This is a genomic window from Paenibacillus sp. J23TS9 (assembly GCF_018403225.1).
Classification (GTDB): Bacteria; Bacillota; Bacilli; order Paenibacillales; family Paenibacillaceae; genus Paenibacillus_AQ.
Genome location: NZ_BOSG01000001.1, coordinates 792,901 through 812,425, shown reverse-complemented (window position 1 = coordinate 812,425; position 19,525 = coordinate 792,901). Strand labels below are relative to the sequence as shown.

Below are 19,525 nucleotides of genomic sequence, written 5' to 3'. Positions count from 1 at the left end.
CTTAAGGGGACATTCCTTATTGAACACCCAAATATTCTTTAATTCCATTTACGACCCCTTGAGCAACGCGTTGTTGAACGCTTTCGGTGAACAGTGTAGCTTCATCCTTTTTGTTGCTGAGGTATCCGACTTCAAGAAGAACCGCCGGCATTTTTGTTTCCCGGATGACGTGGAAGTTGCCATAACGGACTCCACGGTCCGAAAGACCCGTAGCTTGTACCAGATATTTGTGCATGACATTGGCAAACGCCTTGCTCGCGTCTCGCTGATAGTAGGTTTCGCTGCCGGAAGCAGCCGAAGAACCTGCACTGTTAGCATGAATCGATACAAACACGTCTGCTTTCAAATCATTGGCAATCTTGACACGATCCTTCAATTCAAGGAACGTATCATCGCTGCGTGTAAGCACAACATCAATATTTGGTTCCTGTTTCAGGAGTTTTTCAACCTTCAAAACAATAGCCAGGTTGAAATCCTTCTCCTTTTTGCCCGTAATACCGGTTGTTCCCGGGTCATGAGCTCCATGTCCTGCATCAATAACGACGATTTTCTTTCCGCTGCCGCCAATTGGCTTCGACGGCGTACCGGAGTCTGATGTATTCAAATCGACGATGTACAAACCATTCTCATTGGTCAGCTTGTAATTTTTCGCATAGTTCAGATCAACAACGACCCTTACCGTTGAAGGATTATTGTTATAGAGCGAATATCTGACTTTCGAAACGTCAGGATAACCGCTGACATCCAACGATCCCATCGAGTTTTGATCGAGAGGTGAATTGCTGCTGCTGAAGGTATCCGAAAATTTCGCGCTTTCCAAATCGATAACAATCCGATCAGGACCGCTCATTTTGAAAGCATTGACCTTGGCTTGTCCATTCGTTGCGATCATCAGGCGATTGTCACTGAAACTGATACCATTCACCTGAGCCGCTGTACTGCCCGCATTGCTGCCGCCATTACCTGATCCTGTTCCCGGAGTCGCTTCTCCGCCGTTTCCGGCACCTGTTCCTGCGTCCCCGTTTCCAGTTTCAATTTCTTGGGTATATAAGTATACGATCTTCTTATTATTGTCCCAGTTCACTTTAAGCCCCATTTGTTCACTGACGAAGCGTATAGGTACGATCACGGTATCTGTACGCAAAATGGGTGCGATGTTCAAGGATACTTTTGTTCCATTCACATCGGCTGTTTTTTGATTAACTACAAGTTTGATGACCTCAGAATCTTTTTTTATGGTTACCGTGCGCGTCTTTTGTTCCCATGCGACGTCAAACCCCAGATTCTCTCCGACGACACGAAATGGAATCATGATATTACCATTCACATTTTCCACTTTTGCATTTCCTGACAGACTCAGTTGCTTGTCATCCAGAAAAATTTTGGCACTGCTTGCCGCAGCCTGTCCATTGTGAGGAAACGCCAAAATGAAGACAAATAACAACACTGCCATAAAACCAAACTTCTTCATTCTTCACCCCTACCATTCTAAAATTTTTGTCATTAGCTCCGACGTTTCGGCTATGGCTTTCATTCGACATCACCAGACATCTATTAGACGCTCTATGCTTCAAAAAGTTGCGAATATATTCCTCTTTATGCAAAACTTAATCTATGCCTTAAGGTAGACAAGCTTAGTAGTTTATGCACACTTACTCATTGGAATTCAATAGAAAAAGACCGCCAGCACGGGATTAGCCCTATATGCTTGCGGTCTCTTGACTAAATTAATTTTATAAAATTAGTTTCTCTTCATCGGATGATCCAGGTCTACATGACCCATTAGGCTTTCGACCTGCTGCCCGTCAACCAGAAGCTCTATCGTTTGGACTTCTTTAAACTGGAACATCGTTTGGGATAATGCATCAAGAGCGAACTGCTCACCGCCGGCTCCCAGTCGTGCTTCATCCGGCATGTGAATATCCAGTGTCATTGCTCCGTCCTTCACGTCCATTGATTTCAGCTCAATCTTGCCCCAAAGAGGGATGAGTTCGCTATTTCCGCTATTCTGCAGTGCTTTGAAGGCCTCTTGATATTTATCAGAATCTGTTTTGAAATGGATTTCCTTCTCGCTTTTCTTCAGTTCCATTTCCTGCGGATCCGTATAATAAACCTCAATGGTTTGCTTCTGAGCTGCGGGTTCATCCGCCTTCTGATCCGGCTTATCCACCTGATCCGTATTTGTTGCATCGTCCCCCTGGGCAGCATCGGAACCGTTAGAATCATCGGGCTGCGCCGCGTTGACATCCGATTGTTCATTTTGATTTTGTGCTGTTTCCTGCGAAGCAGGGGCTGCTGTCGGCTTTTGTCCGCAACCTGCTCCTACAACCATAACCATAGCCAGAAGCGCAGCGCTTAAGAGCTTTTTGTTCACTTTACCGCCTCCTTAACTGACGAATGACTTATTGAATTCCAAGGTATTCTTTAATGCCGTTTACGATGCCTTGGGCAACGTTATTTTGCACAGACTCACTGAATAAAGCAGCCTCATCCTTCGGATTGCTCAAGTAACCGACTTCGAGCAGAACGGCAGGCATCTTGGTCTCGCGGATGACGTGAAAATTGCCGTATTTGACACCGCGGTCTGGCAATCCCGTCGCCGTGACGAGGTACTTGTGCATGACGTTCGCAAGCGCCTTGCTTGCATCGCGCTGATAGTATGTTTCACTGCCGCTGGCTGCTATAGGCCCGCTATTGGCATGGATGGAAACAAAAACATCCGCATTCAGGTCATTCGCAATCCTTGCTCTTTCTTCAAGCTTAAGGAACGTATCGTCACTGCGTGTAAGCACAAAATCTATGTTCGGTTCATTGGCCAGAAGCTGTCCTACCTTTTGGGCTACAGCCAGATTGAAGTCTTTTTCCTTTTTCTTCGAATAGCCTAGCGTTCCCGGGTCTTGATCTCCATGGCCTGCATCAATAACCACGACTTTTTTGCCGTTTCCTCCAACCGGATTAGCTGGCGTGCTGTCAGACTTGTTCAGGTCAACAATAAGAAGTCCTGGACCCGATGGATCGCTGTATACCGAGTATTCTTTGGGGTAACTCAAGTCGATGACAACTCTAACGGTTGAAGGACTGCTGCTGAAAAGGGAATAACGGATGTTCGTTACATCCGGATAGCCGCTGACATCCAGCTGTCCCTGATTTCCTGCAGCAGCGTTCGCCCCGCCCAGAAAATCGGATGAGAAGCCCGCATTAGGCAAATCTACAACGATTCGGTCCGGACCGGACATTTTAAATACTTTAGGGGTAATCGAACCCCCTTGGGAAGCAATCATCAAACGGTTCTCGCTGAAGCTGATACCACTGATCAGGGCTTTACCTGATGTAGGCGGCACCGTAGTCGAGGGATCAGACACTTCACCCGGCTCCGTCGTCGGCGTCCCACCCGTTGGGCTTGTACCAGGCAAAGGATCGGGAACGGGTACGTCTCCATTGCCCGCGCCTGTTCCGCTTTCGGATTTCGGAGGATCGGATGCCGCTGTTGTAAGATATACCGTTTGGTTTGCCCCATCCCAGCTCACATGAATACCCATCTGTTCACTGACAAAACGTACAGGAACGACCACAATGTTGTTTTGCAGGAGCGGAGGGTTGTCCAAGCTTAATTTTTTCCCATTCACAGTAGCATTCTTTTGATTCACAATCAGCTCAATCGACTTGCTGTCCTTGCTGATCAGGACCTTTTGCGATTTCTGCTCCCACTTCACATCGAATCCAAGGTTTTCCCCGATCACGCGGAAAGGAACCATGGTACTGCCATTCACATTCGTAACCTTGGTATCTTTAGAAACTTTCAGCTCGTTCCCGTCCAGTATAATCTGAACATTTCCTGCCGCGGCAGCTGCCCGATCCTGAACAGACACCATCATGACGATAAACAGCAACAAAAACAATAAAAATCCGTTTTTTTTCATTATCCACCTCTGCCAAACTAAATTTTTTGCCGATTCTTGGGCATGAAAAACAAATATATATAAAAAAATCATTATCATCGGAATATAGGACAATATTCGCCACCGGGAACCCATTTTCCTCCTGGAACATTTCATTTTTTTACCTTTTTCAATTTTTCCTGTGTTCAACAAAAAAAGACTTCTATATCCCGCGAAGGAAATATAGAAGTCTTTCAATTTTAAAGATCAGGCGCAGGCAAGATTAAGCAAACAGATGCGAAGCATGCTTTTGCTCGTATGCGGAAATCTCATCTTCATGTTGAAGAGTCAAACCGATGTCATCCAGACCCTGCAGAAGGAATTGGCGGCGGTGCTCATCAAGCTCAAAATCGATATGAAGACCTTCGCTATCGGTAATTGTCTTATTATCCAGATCTACGTTCAGCTGATATCCTTCATGAGCTGCAGTGCGCTGGAACAAATCCTCCACCTGCTCTTCAGAGAGCTTGATCGGCAGAATACCGTTTTTAAAACAGTTATTATAGAAAATATCCGCAAATGATGGAGCAATGACGCATTTAAAGCCATAGTCCATGATTGCCCATGGTGCATGCTCACGGGAAGATCCGCAGCCAAAGTTGGCACGGGAAATCAGGATTGAAGAGCCCTTGTAGCGCGGTTGGTTCAGGGAGAAATTGGCGATGTCATTCCCTTGCTCATCAAATCTCCATTCGAAGAACAGAAACTGTCCGAAGCCGGTGCGTTCGATCCGTTTCAAAAACTGTTTAGGGATAATGGCATCCGTATCCACGTTCACCCGGTCTACCGGGGCAACAAGGCCTGTTAATTTAGTAAAAGCTTCCATGTCTGTTCTCCTCCTTAGCTAACCACATCAGATTTAATATTCCATTCGCGGACATCCGTAAACCGGCCTTTGATCGCTGCAGCAGCAGCCATGGCAGGAGAAACCAGATGCGTCCGTCCACCGCGTCCTTGACGTCCTTCAAAGTTACGGTTTGAGGTTGAAGCGCAGCGTTGTCCAGGCTGAAGCACATCCGGATTCATCGCCAGACACATACTGCAGCCGGCATCGCGCCATTCAAAACCAGCTTCAACAAAGATTTTGTCGAGACCTTCAGCTTCGGCTTGAAGCTTCACGCGTCCGGATCCAGGAACGACAATGGCTGTCACCTGATCCGATACCTTATAGCCTTTGGCTACTTCTGCAGCCGCGCGCAGATCTTCAATCCGTCCATTGGTGCAAGAGCCGATAAATACATAATCGACTGGAATTTCATTCATAGGTGTGCCTGGTACCAGACCCATATATTCGAGGGCTTTTTCAGCAGCCTTGCGTTCATTTTCAGTTGGCAATTCGGAAGGTACAGGTACTTTTGATGTGATGTCTGTCCCCATGCCCGGGCTTGTGCCCCAGGTCACTTGAGGGATCAAGGACTCCATATCAAACTCAAGAACCAAATCGTATGAAGCGCCTTCGTCGGTCACAAGCTGCTTCCATTCTTCTACACGGCTGTCATAATCACTGCCTGCCGGCACATGCTGGCGACCACGAAGATACTCGAATGTAGTCTCATCCGGTGCGATCATCCCAGCGCGTGCTCCACCTTCGATGGACATATTGCATACAGTCATGCGTTCTTCCATCGTCAGCTCACGAATCGCTTCACCTGTGTATTCAATAACATAGCCAGTAGCAAAATCCGTGCCGTATTTGGCGATTACGCCAAGGATCATATCTTTTGCAGTGATGCCGGCTTTACGTTTACCTACAAAGCGGACTTCCATTGTTTTGGCTTTAGCCTGCTGCAAGCATTGTGTCGCGAGGACATGCTCAACTTCACTGGTTCCGATACCGAACGCCAGAGCGCCGAAAGCACCATGCGTAGAAGTATGGCTGTCACCGCAAACGATCGTTTTGCCTGGATGTGTTAAACCCAGTTCCGGTCCCATAACATGCACGACGCCTTGATCAATCGTATCGAGATCAAACAGTGTTACGCCGAAATCACGGCAGTTTTGAGTGAGGGTATCGATCTGCTGCTTGGAAATCGGGTCTTTAATGTTGAAACGGTCTTTGGTTGGTACGTTATGGTCCATGGTAGCAAAGGTCAGCTCAGGGCGGCGAACCTTGCGTCCGCTGAGGCGAAGTCCTTCAAACGCCTGCGGGGAAGTAACTTCATGGACGAGATGCAAATCGATGTATAGGATACTCGGCTTGCCTGCTTCCTGATGAATAACGTGGTTATCCCAAATTTTCTCAAACATTGTTCTTTTACTCATCTTTTTCACCTCATCATGGTTTTACGACCTTGGAAGAGCACCGGAGTACGGTATCTCATGAATGACATAAATATAGCATTTCGCTCTTAATTGTTCCAAGATATAATATCTATAAAAGTAATAGGAAATAACTATGAGCATAATCATGTAATACGACAATTCAAAACGATTGGACCGATGAATATGGAATTGAGACAACTCCAATACGCCTTGCAAATCGCTTCGGAGCGAAATTTTTCCCGGGCAGCCGAAAAGCTGCATATCGCCCAGCCATCCTTAAGCCAACAGCTCTCCAAGCTTGAAAAGGAGCTGGGGGTGCTTCTTTTTCAGCGGAATACCAGCACGGTTGAGCTTACCCATGCCGGCTCGCTATTTATGGATCAGGCTCAAAAGATCATGGACGCCGTAGAGCTGCTGCGCCAGGAAATGTCGGATATCTCCCAGCTTAGAGGGGGGAAGGTTATGGTCGGTAGTATGCCGATTACGGGTGCCCACCTGCTGCCCCATGTCCTTCCTTCTTTTAAACAAAAATATCCCGAGATTGAAATTGCATTACTTGAGGATTCATCCATGAATCTGGAAAAGCTGACGGCCGGAGGTAAAACCGATTTGAGCCTGCTCTCCCTACCGCTGCAGGAGCCTTCCCTTACCTATGAAATTATAGGGGAAGAAAAAATAGATCTCGCGGTCCCAGCCGGCCATCCGCTTGCGGAGAGGGCCAAGGGCGGCAAACCTATACCCGTCCGTATCGAAGAACTGAGCGGAGAATCATTTATCGTTCTGAAAAAAGGACAGGGCTTCCGAAAGATCACATTAGACTTGTGTCAAAAGGCGGGATTTGAACCGAAAGTGGTATTCGAGAGCAATAATATGGAAACCATCCAATCACTGGTAGCCACGGGAATGGGAATTACCTTGGTACCGCGGTTTATCTCACGTTCTTCGAGAAGTGAATTTGTCCCTGTGTACTTACCGCTAGCCGAGCCCGTTCCAAGCCGGACACTCGTGATCGCTTACCGCCGTGGGCGCTACCTGTCCAAAGCCGCTGAGGCTTTTATCGATACCTTTAAAGAAACCATGCAGGAGTTAGTGAAATAAGCTTCCCCTAAATAGAAGAAGGCTCCCAATTCCTCAGGAGCCTCTTTTCCCGTCTATTATTTATCCGTATAAAACTCCGGCCGACGGTCTGCAAACACGGGGATCCGTCCCCGGACCTCATCTACCAGCTCCGGTGAGATCAGACCCGTTACAATTTCCTCCGATTCGCTGCCCTCAGCCACAATTTCACCCCAAGGATCAATGATCAGGGAATGACCGAAGAAATCCGTTCCCCGGCTGCTGCCCACACGGTTGCAGGCAATCACATACATCTGATTTTCAATGGCTCTTGCCATCAAAAGCGTACGCCAGTGATGAAGGCGCGGATGCGGCCATTCGGCAGGTACGATAAGCATCTTTGTGCCGCCAAGTGCCAGGCTTCGGGCAAGCTCAGGGAAACGGATGTCGTAACAGATGGAAGCCCCAACCTTGAATCCATCCAAATCAAAGGTAACCACAGCCTCACCAGCCGTTAAATGCTTCTCTTCATCCATCAGCCTGAATAAATGCAGCTTGGAATATTCTCCAACCTGCTGGCCATTCCGATCAAAGGCATACATCGTATTAAAGATTTGATCCCCTTTTTTGACAGCAACCGATCCGCCCACAATCATGACATGATGTTTTTTGGCGAAAGACGACAGCCATGTCCGGGATTCCTTTCCTTCCGGATCAGCGATATCCTGAATTTGCTCCAATGCATATCCGGTATTCCACATTTCAGGCAGTACCAGAAGATCGGGCTTCGATTCACCCTGTATGGCCTTCTCCAATAATTCCTCAAGATGTGCTTTATTCGCTTGCGGACTGCCTATTTCAATATCCGCCTGAATCAAGGCGACAGCCAGCTGGTTCTCATCCATATGTCCCATGTTTTTCCTCCTTGCACCTTATAAAACCAGGAGATGGACCTGCATGGTCCATCATATTGTATTCCATCATAAATGTATCGAAAGGATCGGGCAAGAGCTGGCTATTCCCTCTATACACCCCGGATAAATCATGTTAGATTAAATCTATTCTATTTTGAAGCAAGAACCGGAGTGATGAATATAATGAAACCGACAGACAACCCTTCATATCAATCGGCTTTTCATATTAAACCCGCAGAAGTGATGAACCAGCTGCCTACACAATTTTTTGCCACTCTTGTACAAAAAGTGAACCGTGAAATCAACGCAGGCCATGATGTAATTAATTTGGGACAAGGCAATCCTGACACACCGACACCGGGCCACATCGTGAAAGCTGTTCAGGAAGCAGCCGCCAATCCGCTCTATCATAAATATTCGCCTTTTACAGGCTTCAGCTTCCTGAAGGAAGCCATTGCGAAGCGTTACCTGGAGGATTACGGCGTTGAACTCGATCCTGAAACCGAGGTAGCCGTTCTGTTCGGCGGCAAAACCGGACTTGTACAGCTCCCGCAAATTTTGCTCAATCCCGGCGATCTTTGCCTGGTTCCTGATCCGGGCTACCCGGATTATTGGTCTGGTGTAGCACTCGCCAAAGCCGAAATGTCCTTTATGCCATTACGTAAGGATAATGCCTTCCTGCCGGACTTTGGAAGCATTTCCGAGGCTGACCGTCGACGGGCGAAGCTGATGTTCCTGAACTATCCGAATAATCCGACTTCCGCTACGGCACCTTTGTCTTTTTATGAGGATACCGTCAAATTTGCTGCAGAAAATGGCATTGTCGTGGCCAGCGATTTCGCTTACGGCGCCATCGGATTTGACGGACAGCGCCCGGTGAGCTTCCTTCAGGCACCGCATGCCAAGGAAGTCGGGGTTGAGTTCTACACCCTCTCCAAAACCTATAACATGGCAGGCTGGCGCGTGGGCTTTGCCCTCGGCAACCGCGAGATCATCTCAATGATCAACCTGCTCCAGGATCATATCTATGTCAGCTTGTTCGGCGGTATTCAGGCTGCGGCAGGCGAGGCTCTAACCGCTTCCCAAGACTGCGTGTATGAGCTGGTCAAGCGCTACGAATCCCGTAGAAATGCTTTTTTCACAGGTCTGGCCGACATCGGCTGGCAGGCTGAGAAGCCTGGAGGCTCTTTTTTCAGCTGGCTGCCTGTGCCCAAAGGATATACCTCCACATCCTTCGCTGATTTGCTGCTTCAAGAAGCCAAGGTTGCTGTTGCACCGGGCATCGGTTTTGGTGAGCATGGCGAAGGCTATGTCCGCGTGGGGCTCCTGACTTCCGAAGAAAGGCTTCAGGAGGCTGCAAGACGGATCGGAGAGCTTAAACTTTTTAAATAACTTTTTTGCAAACCCGGATATTCCGTGGTATTCTATGTGAAATAACGGGTTTTCCATACCTCATAAAACGTGACGACGGGACCAGTACGAGCTATATATCGCGAAAATAGAGAGTAAATTCCACCGGCTGAAAGAATTTACCCGATTCGCTCCGAATCCTACCCCTGAACGGCCCGCATTAACCTGTGGGACAGTGCCTTCTGTTACAAGGCCTTAAGCCGGATGATTCACATCATCAATAAAGGTGGTACCGCGGAAGTTAAGCTTTCGTCCTTTAACCAAAAGGATGAAGGCTTTTTTTGTTTTAAGTATGAAAATGTTCGAATTCCTATACCTATGAAATGGAAGTGATGACATATGTCGACGCGCGTCGTCGTCAAAATTGGAAGCAGCTCGCTCACATCCGTCGAAGGTGGCCTCAGCCGTGATGCTGTAGCATTTTTCGCGAGTGAAATTGCTGCTTTGAAACAAGCTGGCTGTGAAATTCTGCTGGTTACCTCCGGAGCAGTCGCCGCGGGATTCCGTGCGATTGGTTATAGCTTCCGCCCTAAGCTTCTGCATGAAAAGCAAGCTGCGGCGGCCGTTGGCCAGGCACTGCTAATGCAGGCTTATCAGGAGGTATTTGCCTCCCATGGCATTACAACCGCGCAAATCCTCCTCACCCGTACGGATTTCGGAAACCGCAAGCGGATGAATAATGCCGGCATGACGATTGAAGAACTGCTGAAGCAAGGCTCCATCCCGATCATAAATGAAAATGACACCGTATCGATTGATGAGCTGAAGTTTGGTGACAATGATACCTTATCCGCACTGGTAGCCAACCTGGTAAAGGCGCAGCAGCTTCTCATTCTGACCGACATGGACGGACTATACACGGGTGACCCCCGTAAACATCCGAATGCTGTGCGTTTCGAGCATGTTGAAGAGATCACCGAAGAGATTTACTCCATTGCCGGAGGAGCCGGATCTTCTGTTGGTACAGGTGGTATGCGTTCCAAGATCGATGCCGCCAAAATCGCCACACGCGGGGGGGTTCCCGTATTTGTGGGCAAAGCGGACTCAATCGGTGATTTGCAAAACGCCGTTTCGGGTCAAGGCAGAGGAACCTATTTTGATACCCACCTTAACTCATTGCCGATGAAAAAACAGTGGCTCGGATTTATGTCTACGCCGCTAGGCTCGCTGAAGGTAGATCCGGGTGCGGAGCAGGCCTTGGTAAATGGAGGACACAGTCTTTTGCCCGTTGGCATCAAAGAGGTTGAAGGACATTTTCAGACAGGCGATGTTGTTGAAGTGCTTAGTCTGGAAGGCACAGTTCTCGGACGTGGAATTGTGAACTATGACGATGAGCAGCTGCGCCGGATTCAAGGCATGAGCAGCTCTGAAGTCATTCAGACACTGGAGCTGGTCCATCGTCTTGAAGTGATTCACAGAGATGAATGGATTACATTAAAATAAAAGATTCAAAGGCCCTACGAAAAAAAGGAGGCTTATATATGAGTGAAATAAAAATGAAAGCCGGGAAGGCCCGTTCTGCCGCGGCTGTACTGAACAGGCTCAGTACCAATCAAAAAAATGATGCACTTCAGCTCATGGCTGACAGCTTACGTAATCATAAAGACGACATTATCGCAGCCAACCAGGAAGACCTTGAGCGCGGCCGTGCACAGGGCACATCTTCTTCCCTGCTGGACCGCCTTGCCCTAAATCCGCAGCGAATTGAAGCCATTGCCGAAGGACTGGAGCAGATTATCGCACTGCCAGACCCGGTCGGAGATGTACTCGACAGCTTTGAACGCCCCAACGGATTGCAAATCACTAAAGTCCGTGTCCCTCTCGGTGTCATCGGTATTATATATGAAGCGCGGCCCAACGTTACGGTCGATGCAGCAGGACTTTGTTTGAAAGCAGGCAATGCAGTCGTTCTGCGTGGGGGTTCGTCTGCGTTATCGTCCAATCGTAAAATTGTGGAAGTACTCCACACTGCCCTATCAGCGTCGCCGCTGCCTGCGGACGCAATTCAATTGATTGAAAGTGCGGACCGCTCGTCCGTAGATGAAATGCTGAAGCTGAACGGCATGCTGGATGTGATAATTCCCCGCGGCGGCCAATCGCTGATCCGTAACGTCGTGGAAAATGCCACGGTTCCCGTTATTGAGACAGGTGCAGGCATCTGTCATACTTATGTGGACGAAACGGCAGCGCCTGCCATGGCTGAGGCCATTGCGGTCAATGCCAAAGTTCAGCGGCCTTCGGTCTGCAATTCCATGGAGACGCTGCTCGTAAATACCCGCTTTGCTGCAGCCCATCTGGGCCATCTTGCAGATCAGCTGAAAAACTCCGGCGTAGAGATTCGCGGCTGCACGGAAACCGTCAAGCTCATACCTTGGGCTGTTCCCGCTGAGGAGCAGGATTTTGCAACAGAATATAACGATTATATTTTAAATATAAAATTGGTCGATACTCTAGATGAGGCCATGGATCATATTTCCCGCTTCAGCACCAAGCATTCGGAGTGCATTGTTACCGAAAATACAGCAAACGCCGAGCGCTTCCTTCAGGAAGTCGACGCAGCTGCGGTCTATCACAACGCTTCCACCCGGTTCACGGACGGATTTGAATTCGGCTTCGGTGCGGAAATCGGAATCAGTACCCAAAAGCTTCATGCACGCGGTCCGATGGGACTTCCCGCATTGACGTCAACCAAATACATTATCCATGGCAATGGACAAATTCGCGGGTAGCTTTCACTGCAACATCTAATCGAAACACCTGCTGGGAGGATGAACAAAATGAGTCAACAACAAGCGATGATTACAGATCCGATCACCTTTTACGGTGCCGGATCAATGGCCGAGGCTATAGTGAAAGGGCTGATCGGCAAGTCTGTTCTGCAGCCATCCGATATTATGATGCTGAACCGCAGCAACAACCGCCGTTTGGAAGAGCTGCAGCAGCTATACGGCGTGCAGGTCAGCAACAATGCCGACAAACTGCATGACATTTTGCAGAGTTCTCCGGTGATTGTGCTCGCCATTAAACCCAAAGATGCGGCGGAGGTTCTCAGAAACCTGGGTCCTCTGCTCTCAGAAGATACACTCCTTGTTTCAGTCATTGCCGGCCTGACCATCCGGACCATTCAAGACCTTTTGGGACGAAAGCAGCCGGTTGCGCGTACGATGCCGAATACTTCAAGCTCCATTGGACTTGGTGCAACAGGTATTTCTTATTCGAAAGAAATCAACGACCGGCAGCGTCAGACGGTTATGACCCTTTTCGGAGCCGTAGGTACCGTCACCATTGTCGAAGAAGACAAACTTGAAGTGCTCACAGGCATTTCCGGCAGCGGCCCAGCTTACATCTACTATATGATGGAAGCCATGATGGCTGCCGGTATCCGTGGTGGCTTGACTCCCCAGCAGTGCCGGGAACTGACCGTGCAAACGGTATTGGGTGCCGCCCGTATGGTCCAACTGACCGGCGAAGAACCGGCAGCGCTTAGAGCCAAGGTAACATCCCCTAACGGATCTACGCAGGCAGCACTCGAGACATTGGATAAAGGCGATTTCTTTGAAACGGTGATTGCTGCCGTGGCCCGCTGCGCGGAACGCTCGAAGGAAATGGGAACCGCTTTGAAGGAGGGAATTTCATGAATAACTGCACAGCGACATACCGTTTATATGATGATAAAGCGGATTTCCGCAAAAAGGCTGAATCGATTGCTGTCGGCATGACTGTAGGGAGCTGGACTGAGCTCCCACAGGCCAAGCGGGAATCGATGCAAAAGCATCTGGGACAAGTTCTGAAAGTCGATGTCCATGAACCGGAAGGTGCTCAGCCGGGCGAACGCTACGCGGATGTGACGATTGCCTATCCGGATGTTAATTTCAGCAAGGATATACCGGCACTGCTAGTTACCGTTTTTGGTAAAATCTCTATGGACGGCCGCATTAAGTTGAACCACCTCGGATTCTCTGATGATTATCTCTCTGCTTTTCCAGGGCCGAAATTCGGCATTTCCGGCATCCGCGATCTTCTCGGTGTGCATGACCGGCCGCTGCTCATGAGCATTTTCAAATCCGTGATCGGCCTCAACATGGATGAGCTCCGGGATCAGTTTACGAGACAAGCCCTGGGCGGAGTTGATCTGATCAAAGACGATGAAATTCTGTTCGAGAATGAGCTTACCCCCATTGAAAAACGAGTCGAGGTCTGCCTGAAGGCGGCAGAAGCTGCAAGCCGTGAAACCGGCAAAAAGCTGCTCTATGCAGCCAATCTGACCGGGCATACGTCTAGTCTGAAGTCGCAAGCCAAAAAAGCGATCCAAGCCGGCGCCAATGGCCTTCTGTTCAACGTGCTGTCTTACGGCTATGATGTGCTGCATGAACTGAGCTCTGATCCGGAGATTACCGTTCCGATTGCTGCGCATCCAGCACTGGCAGGTGCTTATTACCCATCTCAGCACTACGGTATTTCAGCGTCGGTACTGCTTGGCCAGCTGATGCGTCTTGCAGGTGCAGATCTGGTCCTTTTCCCTTCGCCTTACGGTTCCGTAACCATGCCGCGTGAAGAGAATATGGCAATCCGCGATGAACTGATCACGAGTTCGCTCCCTATTAAAACCAGCATGCCGGTTCCTTCCGCAGGCATTCATCCCGGCCTTGTTCCGTTGATCATGCGTGACTTCGGCCAAGACGTGGTTATCAATGCAGGTGGCGGTATTCATGGTCATCCTATGGGTACAGAAGCCGGCGGACGAGCTTTCGTGCAGGCCATTGAAGCAGCTCAGCAGTCCCTCCGACTGGCCGATTACGCCGAAGCCGGACATCCGGAACTAAAGGCAGCTCTTGAGGCTTGGGGAGGAGAACGATAATGACAGCAGGTAAAAAACCCGTCATCTTTTGCGATTTTGACGGAACCATCACACTTTCTGATAATATCGTCGCGATCATGAAGCATTTCAAGCCGGAAGGCTATGAACCGATGATGAAACGGACTGTGGATCAGGAAATCACGCTGCGTGAAGGCGTTGGCAACATGTTTGCCCTGCTGCCTTCCAGCCGGAAGGATGAAATCGTAGATTTCGTTCTCAGCCGTGCCGGTATCCGGGAAGGCTTCCGGGAATTTCTTGATTATGTGAAGCAGGAGAATATCGAATTTTACGTCACAAGCGGCGGCATGGACTTTTTTATCGATCCTCTGCTCGCTCCTTTTGACATTCCTGTAAGCCATATCTACTGCAACAGTGCTGATTTTAACGGTGAAAACATTGAAATTTTATGGCCGCATCCCTGCCAGAATCCATGTGACAATGGCTGCGGCATGTGTAAGACTACCGTGATGCGCCGTTTCCCTGAAGATCAATATGAGCGGATTCTGATCGGCGACAGCCTAACGGATTTTGAAGGAGCGAAGATTGCCGACATGGTCTATTCCCGTTCCATCCTCACCGATAAATGTGCCGAGCTGGGTGTTAAGCATGTACCTTTCCAGAACTTTTTTGATATCATGGGCGATATGAAACAGAAACAACAACAAGGAGTGCTGTAACCAATGACGTTTGCAAGCATCAATCTGGAGCATAAGCAGCAGGTGCTGGATGAGCTCCGTCACATTAAACAGCAATTTGCGGCTAAGAATTGGTTCCCGGGTACCAGTGGAAACCTATCCATGCGCGTAGGCGATTTTGATTCTGAGGAATTTCATTTCGCCATCACCGCCAGCGGTAAGGACAAATCGCTGAGTACACCTGAAGATTTTCTGTTCGTGGATAAAAGCGGCAAAGCCGTGGAAACGACGAACCTGAAGCCAAGCGCGGAGACCCTCATTCATTGCGAAATATACCGCTTGACCGGCTGCGGCGCAGTTTTTCATGTGCATACCATTTTCAATAATGTCATCAGTGAATGGTTCGGCGATCAAGGCGCTGTTCCGGCACAAGGGATCGAACTGATCAAAGCATTTAACATCTGGGAAGAAAATGCGCCTGTCTCCATTCCGGTGCTGCCCAACTTTGCCCATATCCCATCCATTGCCGAGCGCGTTCCCGACGTACTGAATCCAAGCATTCCCGGAATCCTGCTGCGTGGCCACGGCATTTACGCTTGGGGTAAAAACGCATTTGAAGCGAAGAAGCATCTGGAGGCCTTTGAATTTATTTTTGAATACTTATACCACAGCATACTGCTGAAAAACAGCGTGCCGCAGGTAATTGCCGACGGCCGCCGTTAAGCTGAAAATGAAGATGAAAAGCCCTGCTGCATACGACATGCAGTCAGGGCTTTTTTCGTTTATTGCGGTGCACTACATTGCTTCAGCAGTTCCGTCACTTTGTGATTCCCCTGCTTTTCGGCTAATCCAATTGCAGTTTCGCCCTCATCAAACTGAGCATTCACATCTGCACCATACTCAATCAGCAGATGAATCAGCTCCACATTGTCATCATGGAAAGCGGCACTGTGCAGGCATGTGTGGCCGTTGCTGTCAAAAATCCGGGTTCCAGCATGATGAGTAAGTAACAACCGGATGACATCCATATTCCTCTCCCCGGCGATCGCCGCGTGCAGTGCTGTATTCGAAGGAATGAACGATATATTCGAATGAGAGACAGCATCAACATCCGCTCCGGCAGCAATAATTACCCGCACAGCCTCCGGATGCCCGAAATGCGCAGCATAACCAAGCAGTGTCAGCCCTTCTGCGTTTTCCATGTTCACATATTCAGGACGGGGAATCAGGAGCTCCTGAAGTCGTGCAGCATTTCCTTCCTTCGCTGCATCAAATAACTCATTTATTATCTGATTATGATCCATTCACTTGTCCTCCAATTCAATTTCAAAGTATGTACAGGACTCATCATAATTCCGGAAGCGGTTTTTTACTTCTTGAAAATCACCTTTTACACTTCCCGCGATATACTGACGGACTAACCCCAAATTTCTGTGTAAACAGGCTGCTGAAGGAGCCAAGGCTTTGAAACCCGACCTCCAAACAAATTTCAGTTACTGGCAATTCCGTTCGCTGCAGCAGCTTCCCTGCCTCCTGCAGTCTTTTCTCCTTCAGCAGCTGATGAGGCGTGAAGCCAAAAAGCTGTTTAAAGCTTCTGAGAAAATGATTCGTTGAAAGACAAGCCGCTTCCGCTGCCTCTGAAATGGAGATAGATTGATTAAAATAAGCGCAAAGATATTCATATCCAACATGCACGCGCCGATATAGCTCTTGCCGGGTTGAAGATTTGATGGAATGAAGCTGGGCGATCTCTCTTTTTACCTGTTGTTGCTCTATCAGTAGACCATATGCCAAAGCATGCAGCTGTTCTTCCACACGAGTACGGTCTTGAAGTTTATGTAAGGAATCTATCCGCATCTGCTGCATGACTTGCGAGAGCTCCGGTGATGTCTCATAAGTTTTGACGACAAAATCAATCTCCCGTACCACCGGGTGAAATGGCTCGACCAGCAGCTCATCTGCCGGTACCATCAAGCTTCGGCGCATCTCTTGAACCATCCCCTCCGGAAAGAACACGCAGAAGGATTCGACAGGCTTTTCTGATTCTATAGTGATGCTGTACTCCTGCCCTTGATTTAACAGCAAATACCGGTCTTCCCCTACAGCAAAATGCCCATGCCCTGCCTGGTACAAGGCTCTTCCGCCTCTGAAGGTTTTGATCGATAGCCCTCCTGTTCCTTTCCAGTAATACTCGGCACTTTGCTCGTGGAGAATCGGTGAGAAATTTAGGATGCTGCCATTGCTATGACTCATATTCCCACAGCTCTCTTTCACTTAAAAATGTGGATCGGTAAGCTGCTTCAATATCGAATGCGCCCGGTTCACGCTCTCAACCGTCCAAGGCGGCGTATCAGGGTGATTGATTATTTCTTCGGTCGTCATCCAATATACCGCCTCGACTTCCTCCGGACTTTTTCTATAGGCAGTTCCATGATCATATTCACAAATAAATACCACGTTGATCACAGGAGACCCGCCCTCCGTAACAAATGATGAACTATATGCAAAATGCAGCCTTTCCTTGACCTCAACGCCGACCTCCTCGAAAATCTCTCTTTTGACGGTCCGCTCCAGAATGTCCTGTGAGAATCCTTCCTGCTCTACGGTTCCTCCTACGAAAGACAAGGTTCCAGCCGCATTCTCTTCCCCCGATCCACGCTTAATCACCAGCCACTTATTCTCTTGATATACAGCCCCTTCAACATTTACAACGAACATCGCCTTTACTCCCCTTCTATAATTTACCTGTAATTCCCTATTTCATTGTAATCTCTAAACCGTAAAAATAAAATAACCGGCTCATCGCCGGTTATTAAGAAATCTCAATCATCATTGCAACACCATCGCCCATCCAGACCACTTGATAAACGATTATCAATCAACTTTCCCTGATTACACTTTAGCGAGTATGGAGCCGGGCAAGCGCCTGATCTGTAAACCACTGATGTTTTTCCCGCATACTCTTTTCCGTATGGCTATCGAGCCCCCAACTAGACAAACTTGAAGCAGGCTTGAGCGCTGCAAAAAGATCCCAGAAATGAAGCTCCGATATGTCTGTTTGCAGATTGAGCGCTTGATACTGCCGTGTAAACTCATGCATAGCGTCCGTGCCATATGCCCAGAGCACCTCGAGTCTGCTATTCGCAAGGTCATACATTGGATCACCGATTGCCGCATCCTCCCAGTCGATCACCGCAGCAATTCCGTTGTCTTTCCACAAGATGTTACCCGGCCAATAATCTCCATGCAGCAGCACATTTTTGTTTAATGGAGACAACGGCCATGCGGATTCAAGCACATCCCGGATTGTACTTTCATTTAATGATTCATCCGGGTTCCTGGGCCTATTCCCAATCTTGTCGGAACACCATACAAGCTGTTCAGGAAGAAAATCCAGTGAATGGCTTGTCCAATCCACTTGATGGATATCCGATAATATCCCCGCCATTCGCTGCATAGCATCTGACAAATCCGAGGGAGACATATTCACGAATCCATCCACAAAGTCGGTCACGATGTAAGGAGTGGGTAGAATAAATTCGGTTGCATCGTATGCATATGGCTGAGGTACAGGCAACCCCGCGTCCACTAGACCTTGTAAAAGCTTAAATTCATCCTTTGCAATTTCCGGATTCCTGTTTCGGTCAACAGCGCCATGCTGACGGACAACCAGCTTTTTCATACTGCCATCCGTCTTTTCAATCTCAATCAACGTCACTTGGGCTGAAACCCCGCCTTTAAGCTCCTTTGTTCGAAGCAGTCTGGACCCGGGTTCTGTCATGCGCGCGACTTGTTCCCATTGTTCTTCTGACACTTTGGTTACACCAACTTCTCCTTGATCTTTTGCAATACCTGGAGCTTCAGCTCATTCGACTGGTTTGATAGCTCGGCTCCCGTTTCTTGAAATGAGCTCCTGACACCTGCATCTTTAATGCTTCCTAGATTTATTTCTACCGTAATCCATGCCGATTGTACAGCCGCATCCAGCATGATGAGCGCTATGCCTAGATCTGATATGACATTTTTATTGACTTCTTCCGTAATTTTATCCAGTGCCGACATCATCTCCAAGCTTCGCTTCATGAGGTGCAGCGGAACAGAAGCAGCTTGAACCGCGGCCTTTTGCAGAGCAAGGGAACGTATTTTCTTTTCCTCATCATTCCCTTTAGGCAAACCAAGTGCGGCCATATAGCCGTTAAACGATTCCATGTCCTTCTTCAGAAAACTTTCAGCCTCCAACATCGCAGACTGCATCAGCACCACGATGTCCGCCATCTGCTCCCGCACACTCGCAAACTTTGGCCCGCTTGTAATGTTCGCCACCATGGCCCCCATGGACGCACCCAATGCGGCAGATAGGGCAGCAATACTCCCTCCACCCGGCGTAGGTGCGCTTGAGGCAGACATCTGCAGAAATTGCCGGATCGTTTGGTCAAATACCTGTTGATCCCC

General features: G+C 48.7%; 18 protein-coding genes and 1 pseudogene. 8 read left to right on the top strand and 11 right to left on the bottom strand.

The features are described 5' to 3' along the window. Positions 1–16 precede the first annotated feature (16 nt). The 5 genes from KJS65_RS04150 to leuC all read right to left on the bottom strand — a co-directional run bounded on the left by KJS65_RS04150 (position 17) and on the right by leuC (position 6,200). Positions 17–1,471: an N-acetylmuramoyl-L-alanine amidase family protein gene (locus KJS65_RS04150; protein ID WP_213648698.1), complete on the bottom strand. Its 1,455-nt coding sequence runs from the start codon at positions 1,469–1,471 to the stop codon at positions 17–19. 270 nt (positions 1,472–1,741) lie between these two features. Further along, positions 1,742–2,374, bottom strand: a complete 633-nt coding sequence (locus KJS65_RS04145; protein WP_213648697.1) for a GerMN domain-containing protein — start codon at positions 2,372–2,374, stop codon at positions 1,742–1,744. A gap of 28 nt (positions 2,375–2,402) precedes the next feature. After that, complete coding sequence (locus KJS65_RS04140) at positions 2,403–3,920, bottom strand: N-acetylmuramoyl-L-alanine amidase family protein (protein WP_213648696.1); 1,518 nt, start codon at positions 3,918–3,920, stop codon at positions 2,403–2,405. A 241-nt stretch (positions 3,921–4,161) separates the two neighbouring features. Further along, positions 4,162–4,764, bottom strand: a complete 603-nt coding sequence (gene leuD / locus KJS65_RS04135; protein WP_213648695.1) for a 3-isopropylmalate dehydratase small subunit — start codon at positions 4,762–4,764, stop codon at positions 4,162–4,164. Between the two features lie 14 nt (positions 4,765–4,778). Beyond that, on the bottom strand, positions 4,779–6,200 hold the full coding sequence (gene leuC / locus KJS65_RS04130) for a 3-isopropylmalate dehydratase large subunit (RefSeq protein WP_213648694.1): 1,422 nt from the start codon (positions 6,198–6,200) through the stop codon (positions 4,779–4,781). Positions 6,201–6,383: 183 nt separating this feature from the next. Between leuC and KJS65_RS04125 the strand changes: the two genes are divergently transcribed. Further along, positions 6,384–7,298: a LysR family transcriptional regulator gene (locus tag KJS65_RS04125; protein ID WP_213648693.1), complete on the top strand. Its 915-nt coding sequence runs from the start codon at positions 6,384–6,386 to the stop codon at positions 7,296–7,298. Positions 7,299–7,354: 56 nt separating this feature from the next. Here KJS65_RS04125 and KJS65_RS04120 read toward each other — a convergent pair whose 3' ends face one another. Beyond that, positions 7,355–8,170 carry a carbon-nitrogen family hydrolase gene (locus KJS65_RS04120; protein ID WP_213648692.1) on the bottom strand — a complete coding sequence of 272 codons (816 nt, stop codon included), beginning with the start codon at positions 8,168–8,170 and terminating at the stop codon, positions 7,355–7,357. A gap of 183 nt (positions 8,171–8,353) precedes the next feature. On the opposite strand from KJS65_RS04120, the gene KJS65_RS04115 reads away from it, so the two are divergent. From KJS65_RS04115 to mtnB, 7 genes are all read left to right on the top strand, one after another. Further along, on the top strand, positions 8,354–9,562 hold the full coding sequence (locus tag KJS65_RS04115; protein WP_213648691.1) for a pyridoxal phosphate-dependent aminotransferase: 1,209 nt from the start codon (positions 8,354–8,356) through the stop codon (positions 9,560–9,562). Positions 9,563–9,919: 357 nt separating this feature from the next. Continuing rightward, a complete protein-coding gene (gene proB, locus KJS65_RS04110; RefSeq protein ID WP_213648690.1) occupies positions 9,920–11,023 on the top strand; it encodes a glutamate 5-kinase in 1,104 nt (367 codons plus the stop codon). Positions 11,024–11,061: 38 nt separating this feature from the next. Further along, complete coding sequence (locus tag KJS65_RS04105) at positions 11,062–12,309, top strand: glutamate-5-semialdehyde dehydrogenase (protein ID WP_213648689.1); 1,248 nt, start codon at positions 11,062–11,064, stop codon at positions 12,307–12,309. A 48-nt stretch (positions 12,310–12,357) separates the two neighbouring features. Then, on the top strand, positions 12,358–13,218 hold the full coding sequence (proC, locus tag KJS65_RS04100; RefSeq protein ID WP_213648688.1) for a pyrroline-5-carboxylate reductase: 861 nt from the start codon (positions 12,358–12,360) through the stop codon (positions 13,216–13,218). Further along, on the top strand, positions 13,215–14,438 hold the full coding sequence (locus KJS65_RS04095) for a 2,3-diketo-5-methylthiopentyl-1-phosphate enolase (protein ID WP_213648687.1): 1,224 nt from the start codon (positions 13,215–13,217) through the stop codon (positions 14,436–14,438). The genes proC and KJS65_RS04095 overlap by 4 nt, the downstream gene beginning before the upstream one ends. Continuing rightward, positions 14,438–15,115, top strand: coding sequence for a 2-hydroxy-3-keto-5-methylthiopentenyl-1-phosphate phosphatase (locus tag KJS65_RS04090; protein ID WP_213648686.1), 678 nt, complete (start codon positions 14,438–14,440; stop codon positions 15,113–15,115). Before KJS65_RS04095 ends, KJS65_RS04090 begins: the two co-directional genes overlap by 1 nt. A 3-nt stretch (positions 15,116–15,118) precedes the next feature. Then, positions 15,119–15,796 (top strand): methylthioribulose 1-phosphate dehydratase, encoded by a 678-nt coding sequence (mtnB, locus tag KJS65_RS04085; RefSeq protein ID WP_213648685.1) that lies wholly within the window; start codon positions 15,119–15,121, stop codon positions 15,794–15,796. 59 nt (positions 15,797–15,855) lie between these two features. Here the strand turns inward: mtnB and KJS65_RS04080 are convergent, their stop codons facing one another. From KJS65_RS04080 to KJS65_RS29690, 5 genes and pseudogenes are all read right to left on the bottom strand, one after another. Further along, positions 15,856–16,377, bottom strand: a complete 522-nt coding sequence (locus KJS65_RS04080) for an ankyrin repeat domain-containing protein (protein ID WP_213648684.1) — start codon at positions 16,375–16,377, stop codon at positions 15,856–15,858. 79 nt (positions 16,378–16,456) lie between these two features. After that, positions 16,457–17,326 (bottom strand): helix-turn-helix transcriptional regulator, encoded by an 870-nt coding sequence (locus tag KJS65_RS04075; RefSeq protein ID WP_213648683.1) that lies wholly within the window; start codon positions 17,324–17,326, stop codon positions 16,457–16,459. A 21-nt stretch (positions 17,327–17,347) separates the two neighbouring features. Next, positions 17,348–17,791 (bottom strand): NUDIX hydrolase, encoded by a 444-nt coding sequence (locus KJS65_RS04070; protein WP_213648682.1) that lies wholly within the window; start codon positions 17,789–17,791, stop codon positions 17,348–17,350. A gap of 181 nt (positions 17,792–17,972) precedes the next feature. After that, positions 17,973–18,887, bottom strand: coding sequence for a phosphotransferase family protein (locus KJS65_RS04065; protein ID WP_213648681.1), 915 nt, complete (start codon positions 18,885–18,887; stop codon positions 17,973–17,975). A gap of 5 nt (positions 18,888–18,892) precedes the next feature. Beyond that, positions 18,893–19,489, bottom strand: a pseudogene (locus KJS65_RS29690) (cyclodeaminase/cyclohydrolase family protein); the annotation flags it as partial. Positions 19,490–19,525 lie beyond the last annotated feature (36 nt).

Bases quoted from the DNA above. Each gene is read 5' to 3' on its own strand.
- KJS65_RS04090 (WP_213648686.1), top strand. From the start codon at position 14,438: ATGACAGCAGGTAAAAAACCCGTCATCTTTTGCGATTTTGACGGAACC.
- KJS65_RS04150 (WP_213648698.1), bottom strand. From the start codon at position 1,471: ATGAAGAAGTTTGGTTTTATGGCAGTGTTGTTATTTGTCTTCATTTTG.
- KJS65_RS04095 (WP_213648687.1), top strand. From the start codon at position 13,215: ATGAATAACTGCACAGCGACATACCGTTTATATGATGATAAAGCGGAT.
- KJS65_RS04120 (WP_213648692.1), bottom strand. From the start codon at position 8,170: ATGGGACATATGGATGAGAACCAGCTGGCTGTCGCCTTGATTCAGGCG.
- leuC (WP_213648694.1), bottom strand. From the start codon at position 6,200: ATGAGTAAAAGAACAATGTTTGAGAAAATTTGGGATAACCACGTTATT.
- mtnB (WP_213648685.1), top strand. From the start codon at position 15,119: ATGACGTTTGCAAGCATCAATCTGGAGCATAAGCAGCAGGTGCTGGAT.
- KJS65_RS04080 (WP_213648684.1), bottom strand. From the start codon at position 16,377: ATGGATCATAATCAGATAATAAATGAGTTATTTGATGCAGCGAAGGAA.
- KJS65_RS04105 (WP_213648689.1), top strand. From the start codon at position 11,062: ATGAGTGAAATAAAAATGAAAGCCGGGAAGGCCCGTTCTGCCGCGGCT.
- proC (WP_213648688.1), top strand. From the start codon at position 12,358: ATGAGTCAACAACAAGCGATGATTACAGATCCGATCACCTTTTACGGT.
- proB (WP_213648690.1), top strand. From the start codon at position 9,920: ATGTCGACGCGCGTCGTCGTCAAAATTGGAAGCAGCTCGCTCACATCC.
- KJS65_RS04125 (WP_213648693.1), top strand. From the start codon at position 6,384: ATGGAATTGAGACAACTCCAATACGCCTTGCAAATCGCTTCGGAGCGA.
- KJS65_RS04140 (WP_213648696.1), bottom strand. From the start codon at position 3,920: ATGAAAAAAAACGGATTTTTATTGTTTTTGTTGCTGTTTATCGTCATG.
- KJS65_RS04075 (WP_213648683.1), bottom strand. From the start codon at position 17,326: ATGAGTCATAGCAATGGCAGCATCCTAAATTTCTCACCGATTCTCCAC.
- KJS65_RS04070 (WP_213648682.1), bottom strand. From the start codon at position 17,791: ATGTTCGTTGTAAATGTTGAAGGGGCTGTATATCAAGAGAATAAGTGG.
- leuD (WP_213648695.1), bottom strand. From the start codon at position 4,764: ATGGAAGCTTTTACTAAATTAACAGGCCTTGTTGCCCCGGTAGACCGG.
- KJS65_RS04115 (WP_213648691.1), top strand. From the start codon at position 8,354: ATGAAACCGACAGACAACCCTTCATATCAATCGGCTTTTCATATTAAA.